General features: G+C 62.9%; 8 protein-coding genes. 3 read left to right on the top strand and 5 right to left on the bottom strand.

The features are described 5' to 3' along the window. Positions 1–218: 218 nt before the first annotated feature. Together JQ641_RS38220 and JQ641_RS38215 are read right to left on the bottom strand one after the other, a co-directional pair. Positions 219–623, bottom strand: coding sequence for a hypothetical protein (locus tag JQ641_RS38220; protein ID WP_249150992.1), 405 nt, complete (start codon positions 621–623; stop codon positions 219–221). Further along, a complete protein-coding gene (locus JQ641_RS38215; RefSeq protein ID WP_349628663.1) occupies positions 604–1,530 on the bottom strand; it encodes a TadE/TadG family type IV pilus assembly protein in 927 nt (308 codons plus the stop codon). The genes JQ641_RS38220 and JQ641_RS38215 overlap by 20 nt, the downstream gene beginning before the upstream one ends. A 425-nt stretch (positions 1,531–1,955) precedes the next feature. On the opposite strand from JQ641_RS38215, the gene JQ641_RS33165 reads away from it, so the two are divergent. Further along, positions 1,956–2,141, top strand: coding sequence for a hypothetical protein (locus tag JQ641_RS33165; protein WP_212000504.1), 186 nt, complete (start codon positions 1,956–1,958; stop codon positions 2,139–2,141). A 130-nt stretch (positions 2,142–2,271) separates the two neighbouring features. Here the strand turns inward: JQ641_RS33165 and JQ641_RS33160 are convergent, their stop codons facing one another. Next, entirely contained in the window at positions 2,272–2,520 is a 249-nt protein-coding gene (locus JQ641_RS33160; protein WP_212000502.1) for a hypothetical protein, read from the bottom strand. A 201-nt stretch (positions 2,521–2,721) separates the two neighbouring features. On the opposite strand from JQ641_RS33160, the gene tenA reads away from it, so the two are divergent. Beyond that, a complete protein-coding gene (tenA, locus tag JQ641_RS33155; protein WP_212000500.1) occupies positions 2,722–3,390 on the top strand; it encodes a thiaminase II in 669 nt (222 codons plus the stop codon). Positions 3,391–3,402: 12 nt separating this feature from the next. Here the strand turns inward: tenA and JQ641_RS33150 are convergent, their stop codons facing one another. Next, positions 3,403–4,608 (bottom strand): amidohydrolase family protein, encoded by a 1,206-nt coding sequence (locus JQ641_RS33150; RefSeq protein ID WP_212000499.1) that lies wholly within the window; start codon positions 4,606–4,608, stop codon positions 3,403–3,405. Between the two features lie 138 nt (positions 4,609–4,746). On the opposite strand from JQ641_RS33150, the gene JQ641_RS33145 reads away from it, so the two are divergent. Further along, a complete protein-coding gene (locus JQ641_RS33145; RefSeq protein ID WP_249151007.1) occupies positions 4,747–5,850 on the top strand; it encodes a SecDF P1 head subdomain-containing protein in 1,104 nt (367 codons plus the stop codon). Between the two features lie 6 nt (positions 5,851–5,856). Here JQ641_RS33145 and JQ641_RS33140 read toward each other — a convergent pair whose 3' ends face one another. Next, positions 5,857–6,816 (bottom strand): dihydrodipicolinate synthase family protein, encoded by a 960-nt coding sequence (locus JQ641_RS33140; RefSeq protein WP_212000498.1) that lies wholly within the window; start codon positions 6,814–6,816, stop codon positions 5,857–5,859. Positions 6,817–6,946 lie beyond the last annotated feature (130 nt).

Genomic DNA, 6,946 nt, shown 5'->3' with positions numbered 1-6,946 from the left:
CGAATCATTCGACTCACGGTTCCGCAAACAAAAAAACACGCCAGATCACATAGATTCACAGCCTCTGAGGTGCGAGCCTTGCGGTGCACTTGCACCGCTCGGCGAGCCTCGAAGGATGGGCCACGGGCACTTCTCATCCTTCGAGGCGCGCAAGAGCGCGCACCTCAGGATGACGGAGACAGTGCAAGTGGATCGCCCAACCTAAACTCATCCACGCGTTAGTTGGTCAGCCGTATCGGCGACGCCGCCACAAAAAGCTTTGTGAACGCCGATTGGATCGAGGCGACGTCTGACGCCACCGTAAAATATTTGCCTGCGCACGCCGACAAGGCGATCGGAATATCGTCGACGCGGGTCGCGCCGCCGAGGCTGCCGGGCTGGCCGAGCGTCGCGTTGTAGCCCCAGTCCCAGGTCATCGGATAATAGGGCGTATTGATGATCGCAACGGTGACGCCCTTGCTCTTGAACGTGCTGCAGAAGGCGGTGTCGAACACCTTGACCTGCGACCGAAGCGATGGATTCGAGACCCAGGCACGCGTCGGATCGTTGACGCCGTCGGTGGCAATGATCACCATTTTCTGCGGACTGGACGCGGAGCTGCCGTCAACCGGCGGGGCCGACATCGCTGATGAATTTCGATATCAGGCTGTTGAAGGGCGTTGCCGCCGACTCGTCGGTGTTGGCGAGCGCAGGCGCCGGAAAATTGCTTGATACCAACGAATAGGTGTAGGTCGGAGCCGTCAGTTGCGTCAGGTTGTCGTCGAACGACCACAGCCCGACCTTGACGTGGGATTTCAGGCTGGAATTGCTGTTGAGGTGTGTCAGCAGATTCTGGACGCCCTGATTGACGACCTGGTAGCGCAGTTCGATTCCCTTCTTCTGCGCCCAGGCATATGAATCGGTGCCGTTGGCCTTGTCGTGACAGGCCAGCGCGCAGCCGCCCTGGCCGTTCATCATCTGCGTGATGCCCGCAGGGGTCGATGGCAACAGCATCGATGCGGAGATATCGATCAGGAGATAGACGTTCAGGTAAGGTTGGGCCGTCGAGCTCGACTGCGAGGCCGTTGACAATTGCGTGGTCGGATGGCCGGCCACCTTCAGGAAGGAGTTGGAAACGGTGCCTGTCGCCGTTCCCTTTCCTGCAAGCGTGAGGCCGTTCATCGTGAAGTTGGTACTGATGCTGGCCGAGATGCCCGATGTTATATTGGCGGAGAAGAAATTGGCGGCTGCGGCATTGGCTGCCGCAATCGCCGCGGTGCTGCTGGCGCCGGAATCGAGCGCTTGTTTGCCGGCGATCGAGCCGGCCAGGATCGCGGCATCGAGCGCCGATTGCATCTTGGTGCGCTGATTGTTCGCCACCGAATAGTCGACGGCGCAGCCGACGGCGGTCAGCAGGGGCACCAGGACAATCCCGAACAGCACGGCGATATTACCCGAGCTGTTTTTTCCAAAGCGGGCGACGCACTCGATCGCGCCGATCCTCGTCGAATTGGCAATGTTGGCCAGAGCCCGAAAAAATTGAACACGCACGGTTGGGCTCGCCTCGGATCTATGTCAGCCGGTAATGGTCGGTGCCGCGCTTGTTAGACGGCAAACACTAAAGTTCCATTGAACGATCCCCGCGATTTCCCGGAGGCGCTGCCTTTGGCGGCGCGCGATTTCCCGTACTTCTACTGAATTGATGCCGTTCTGCCTTCAATTTGGGCAGGCGGATCAGGCTGTCGTTAGTCCGTCCTGGTTGGCGTCCCCTGCGTGACGGCGGTCACAGTCCACGGGATCGTCACCCGGCATACTCGCTGGGTGAAGGCAAATGCCCACCCAACCATAACGGCGTCCGATAATTGACACTTCAGCTTGCAAGGCCGCCTTGGTTGGCGGCCTTTTTCATTGCCCGCGCGCTGGTTTCAATCATGAGAAACCTCACACAGTCCCCTCCGGATGGTGCATAAGGTCTCATGGCAAAAGCAAAAGTGACCTTCAAGACCGTCCGGATCGCAGATGACGACTGGACTATCCAGGCAGATTATCCGGGCAGCGAACAACGCGTGATCACCGGGCTGACCAGCAAGGCAGATGCCGACGACTGGATGAACGGAAACCGCAAGGTCGCGTGGCTCCGATCCCAGGGCTACGCCAAGTGACCCGGTAGGGCCGGGGGCCGGATCAGCCAACGGGTCCTGCGCAAGGCGCGGCCCGATATCCGAGATTCATCGACACGCAGGCGATTGCCGGCAACCAGCATGGTTTTTTGCGCACCAGCGGGGCCATCGGCTACTTGGCTGGAATGGCCGGCTCGACCGGTGCGGGGCCGGGCGGTGTCGGCTTGATCGCCGATTCAGGCCGTGTCGGACTGACCGTCGCGCCGGCGTCATTCACCGTGTTGAATGTCGTGCCGGGAGGTGTCTGGGGAGCCCGTCGGTCAACGATCAGGTTGGTGTGATCTACCAGGATGATGGTGGTAATCGAGATTGCCGCGACAATCGCGGCAATGATCACGGGTTTGCGCAGAACGGTTGCCATACATGTCAACGGCGGCCGGTACTGCGGAGTTCCGGCGCCGGAAGGCTGGGCGAGGCGCAAAACGTCGCAGCAGCGTTCAAGCTGCCGTCGTGCTTCATCCGGCTATGAAATGCTTCTGCGCAGAGCGGCATTGTCCCGTGCCGCAGTGGTCTGTTATCACCGGACAGGCCACCCGTTGAAAAGCCAGCCCAGCGAAAGATCATGAGTTTCTTCGAGCGATTGAAGACCGAAGCATCCGCCGAGTGGCGCGCCTATACCGGGCATGCCTTTACGAACGCCATGGCGGACGGCTCGCTCGCCGAGGCGGCGTTTCGTCACTATCTCGTTCAGGACTATCTGTTCCTGATCGAGTTTGCGCGCGCCTACGCGCTCGCGGTCTACAAGTCGCCTCAGCTGGCGGACATGCGCGAGGCGGCGGCCGGCCTCTCGGCGATTCTCGACGTCGAGATGGACCTGCACGTCAAACTCTGCGCCGGCTGGGGGCTGTCGCCCGGCGATCTCGAGAAAGCCGCTCCGGCGGTCGAGATGCTGGCCTATACCCGCTACGTGCTCGACGCCGGAATGCGCGGCGACCTGCTGTCGCTCAAGGTGGCGCTGGCGCCTTGCGTGATCGGCTACGCCGAGATCGCAACAAGGCTCGCCGCACACCCGAACGCGCTACTCGCAACCAACCCTTATCGCGTCTGGATCGCCGAATATGCCGGTGCGGCCTATCAGGAGGTCGCGGCGAACGCGCGGACGCATCTGGAATCCCTGGCCGATCGCTACGCGACGCCGGCCCGCGAGGCGGAGCTGATTGCGACCTTCAAGGAAGCCACAAGGCTCGAAGCCGATTTCTGGGAAATGGGCTGGCGCCTGAACAGGCGTTGAATGGTTGCTGGTTTACGATCGAACCAGCTGGCCATCGCGGGCCACGAGCTTTCCATTCTTGTAGACTGATCGCCCGCGAGGTATCGCCACCACCGCCTCCGGCACGTGCTGCGCATTCAAGGTCACGAAATCGGCCTTGTCGCCGACCTCAAGCCCATAGCCCTTAAGCCGCAGCGCTTTCGCGCCGGCCCTGGTCACGACGTCAAGGGCGATCCCCAATTCGTCGTCGGTGTTGAAGCCGGAGCGGTAGCCGATGATGTTGGCGCGGCCCAGCATGTCGCCATCGCCGTATGGCCACCAGGAGTCCCGGATATTGTCGCTGCCGCCGAATACGGTGACGCCGGCCTCACGCAGAAGCGCGACAGGCGGAAAGGGCCGGCGTCCGGGCGCGTTGGTCATGATCGCAACGTCGCTTTCCGCCAGAACGTCGGCCGTGCGTTTGGCGATGTCGAGGGCGATATCGCCAAGCGCATAGGCGTGGCTGATCGCGACAAGGCCGCCCATGCCGAGCGCGCGCGACCGCGCCGCAATCTGTTCGATCTCGAAGATTCCCAGCGTTCCGCTATCGTGCAGATGAATGTCGACGCCGACCCCGCGCTTATCCGCGATGCCGAACACGACATCGAGATGTTTTTCGACATCGCGATCGAAGCTCGCGGGATCGATGCCGCCGACGAGATCGGCGCCCATCGCCACCGCTGCATCGAGCAGTTCGGCCGTCCCGGAGCTTTGCAGGATACCGCTCTGCGGGAACGCGACGAGCTGGATATCGATGATACCCCGGTAGGCTTCGCGCACCGCCAGAATCTTCTCCAACGATCGCAGCCCGATGGTGCCGTCCACCGTGACATGGCTGCGCATATGCGTCGAACCATGGCCGATGCAAAGCTCGAGCTGATTTCGGGCGCGGACTTCCACGGGAGCCGCTTCGGCGAAATTCCGCGCCTGAAAGGCAACGCGTTCATGAACGTTGAAGCCGTTGGTATAGGGCTTGTGGGGCTTCCAGTCGTCGCCATAGAAGCTGGTGTCGAGGTGGATGTGTCCTTCGACAAATCCGGGAACGATCAGCGCGCCGCCGAGATCGCGTGTCGGCGCACCGGCCGAGATTTGGGTTCCCGCCCTCGAAACGGCGCTGATGCGTCCGTTCGCAACGGCGACATCATTGAGCGAACCGTCAGCGAATTTTGCGTTGGTGAACAGTGTATCGATCGGGCTCACGCGACGTCTCCCAGCCTGAGTAGCTACGGGAGTTCATATTGGCCCTGGGCCTTTGGCAAGGGCCTTGAACCTCGGCGCGCCCCTCCGGCACTAAAGGACTGGCACATCAGTGCCGCCGGATGAGAGGACGCTGTGACCATGAACGTGCGGGGCAAGACGGCAGGGTTTCTCGTCGCCTTCATGCTGGCGTCCGCCGCGTGTTCGGCCATAGCCGCCCCGCGCGCGACGTCCGATGACGCGCAAGCGGTCGACAAGATGCGCGCGGCGATTGCGGCCAATGCGGAGAAGGCGCTGGCCAGGCAAGGCGGCTCCAGGATTCAGTTCAAGGTCGATAGCGCCGCGTTGCGCGAAGCAGTCGTGACTGAGCTGCGCGATGATTTGTATCGGACCGTGCGGGAAGGGCGCATTCCGTTCTCCGGTCTGGCGATGCGCGACGGCGGCGTCGAGGTCCGGATTGCCGAACCCAAGGACCGGCAGCGCGTGCTTGCCAAGCTGGTGCCATCCACGAAAGACTCGCCTTCCGGCGCACAGACGATCAGCGTCACTGACAGCGGTGACGGGCTGATCCGGCTGATGCCGACGGAGGCCGGGTTCGCCGAGCGCCTGCGCGAACTGGTCAGGCAATCCGGCGAGATGATCGACCAACGCCTGCGCAACGCCGGCATCAGGGACGCCAGCGTGCAGCCCGACGGGGGCGACCGGCTTCGCGTGCTGCTGCCGGGCGTCAGGGATCCCGAGCGCGTGAGCGCGCTGCTCGGCAAGCGAGGGCGGGTGACGTTTCGCCTGGTCGATGTGTCCGTGATCGCCGCGCTGGCTCAGAAAGGTCCGGTGCCGCCGACATCCGAAATTCTTTACCACTTCAAGACCAGGGAGCCTTCTGTGGTCCTGAAGGAGGTCGCAATGGAGGGCGACGATATCATCGACGCGTCACCCTTGATCGACCCGCGGACCCAGCAGCCGATCGCGTCGTTCCGCCTGAATGCGCGCGGCGCCCGGCGCTTCGCCATCATCACGCAGGAAAATATCACAAAGCCGTTCGCGATCGTCGTTGACGACCAGGTGCTGTCGGAGTCGGTTATCAGCGAGCCGATCACGGGCGGCTCGGCGATCATATCGGGCAACTTTACGCTCGAAGACGCCAACAACGTCGCGATGCTGGTACGTTCGGGTGCGCTGCCGGGGCGCCTGAGCGTCGTCGATCAGCAGGTGGTCGAACCGGTCGCGACCGCCGGCAAACAGTAAGCCGCGTCAGGCAGCTTCGCGCCGCTTTCCGGATTCATCGAGCAGACCTGCCGCCACCAGCGCCTCGCGAATCCGCGCGATCTCCGGCTCGCTGATCTTGACCAATGGCGGCCGCACCACGGCGCGCGGCAGGCGGCCGAGAAGCACCAGCGCCTCCTTCATGCGATTATGCATATCGACAAAGGGATCGGCGTAGAACACGCCCATCAGCGGATGGATGCGATCGTTCAGCCGCCGCGCCTCGGCTAGGTCGTTGGCGGTAACCGCCCGGAACAGCCGGGCCTGCAGATCGGCGATCACGCTGCCGCTTCCCGACAGCAATCCGTTGCAGCCGAGCACCAGCGAACTCATGAGCCAGGCGCTGTTGGTAGAGAGCACGTTGACCGGCTGCTTTCGCGATTGCAGCATCCTTACATGCGCCTCGTGCTGAGGCACGCTTTGCGACCAGTCCTTGATGGCGCGGATGGTGGGGACTTCGTCGAGCAGGCGGGTCAGCGTCGCCGCGGGATAACCCTGCCCGGTCGCCAGTGGATACTGGAAAACGATCAGCGGCAGATCGGAGGCTGACGCGATCGCCTTGAAGTGCGCGAGCGCCATCTCCGCGGTCTGGCCGAGCGTGAAGGGCGCCGGCGGAAACACCAGCAGCGCCGAAGCGCCGCCGGCCTGCGCGCGCTTTGCTATCCGTCCCGCCTCGAGGCTGCCGTCCGCCCAGATGCCGTGGATCAACGGCAGGCGGTCGCCGATCTCGTCGACCGCGATGTCAAGCACCCGGCTCTGCTCATCTGAAGTGCACGAGGCCACTTCGGTCGAATGCGCATTGATCGTTACCGCCGACAGGCCCTCGACAGCCGCGACGTCACGCAGATGGCTGCGGAAGCTCGGCTCGTCGATGGTGAGATCGCCGTGGAACGGCAGCAGCACCGCGGGGATCACCCCCTGGGGTACAAAGTCCTTGAAGCGCGCCATGGCGATCTCCCGTTACGTTTCTTTTTCAAGCTTGGCCGTTTCGCCATGATTATCACGGCCGGGAGATGCGAACCAGCCGGGATCAACGACGCGGCCATGCGTCCGCGAAAGCGCCGCGGTTCTGACGCGC

The organism is Bradyrhizobium sp. JYMT SZCCT0180 (assembly GCF_018130165.1).
GTDB lineage: Bacteria > Pseudomonadota > Alphaproteobacteria > Rhizobiales > Xanthobacteraceae > Bradyrhizobium.
Note: the sequence above shows the minus strand (reverse complement) of the source record. Positions and strands in the feature narration are given on the sequence as shown.

Excerpts from the sequence above, each read along its gene's own strand:
- JQ641_RS33160 (WP_212000502.1), bottom strand. The coding sequence starts at position 2,520 with ATGGCAACCGTTCTGCGCAAACCCGTGATCATTGCCGCGATTGTCGCG.
- JQ641_RS38220 (WP_249150992.1), bottom strand. The coding sequence starts at position 623 with ATGTCGGCCCCGCCGGTTGACGGCAGCTCCGCGTCCAGTCCGCAGAAA.
- JQ641_RS33165 (WP_212000504.1), top strand. The coding sequence starts at position 1,956 with ATGGCAAAAGCAAAAGTGACCTTCAAGACCGTCCGGATCGCAGATGAC.
- JQ641_RS33140 (WP_212000498.1), bottom strand. The coding sequence starts at position 6,816 with ATGGCGCGCTTCAAGGACTTTGTACCCCAGGGGGTGATCCCCGCGGTG.
- JQ641_RS33145 (WP_249151007.1), top strand. The coding sequence starts at position 4,747 with ATGAACGTGCGGGGCAAGACGGCAGGGTTTCTCGTCGCCTTCATGCTG.
- tenA (WP_212000500.1), top strand. The coding sequence starts at position 2,722 with ATGAGTTTCTTCGAGCGATTGAAGACCGAAGCATCCGCCGAGTGGCGC.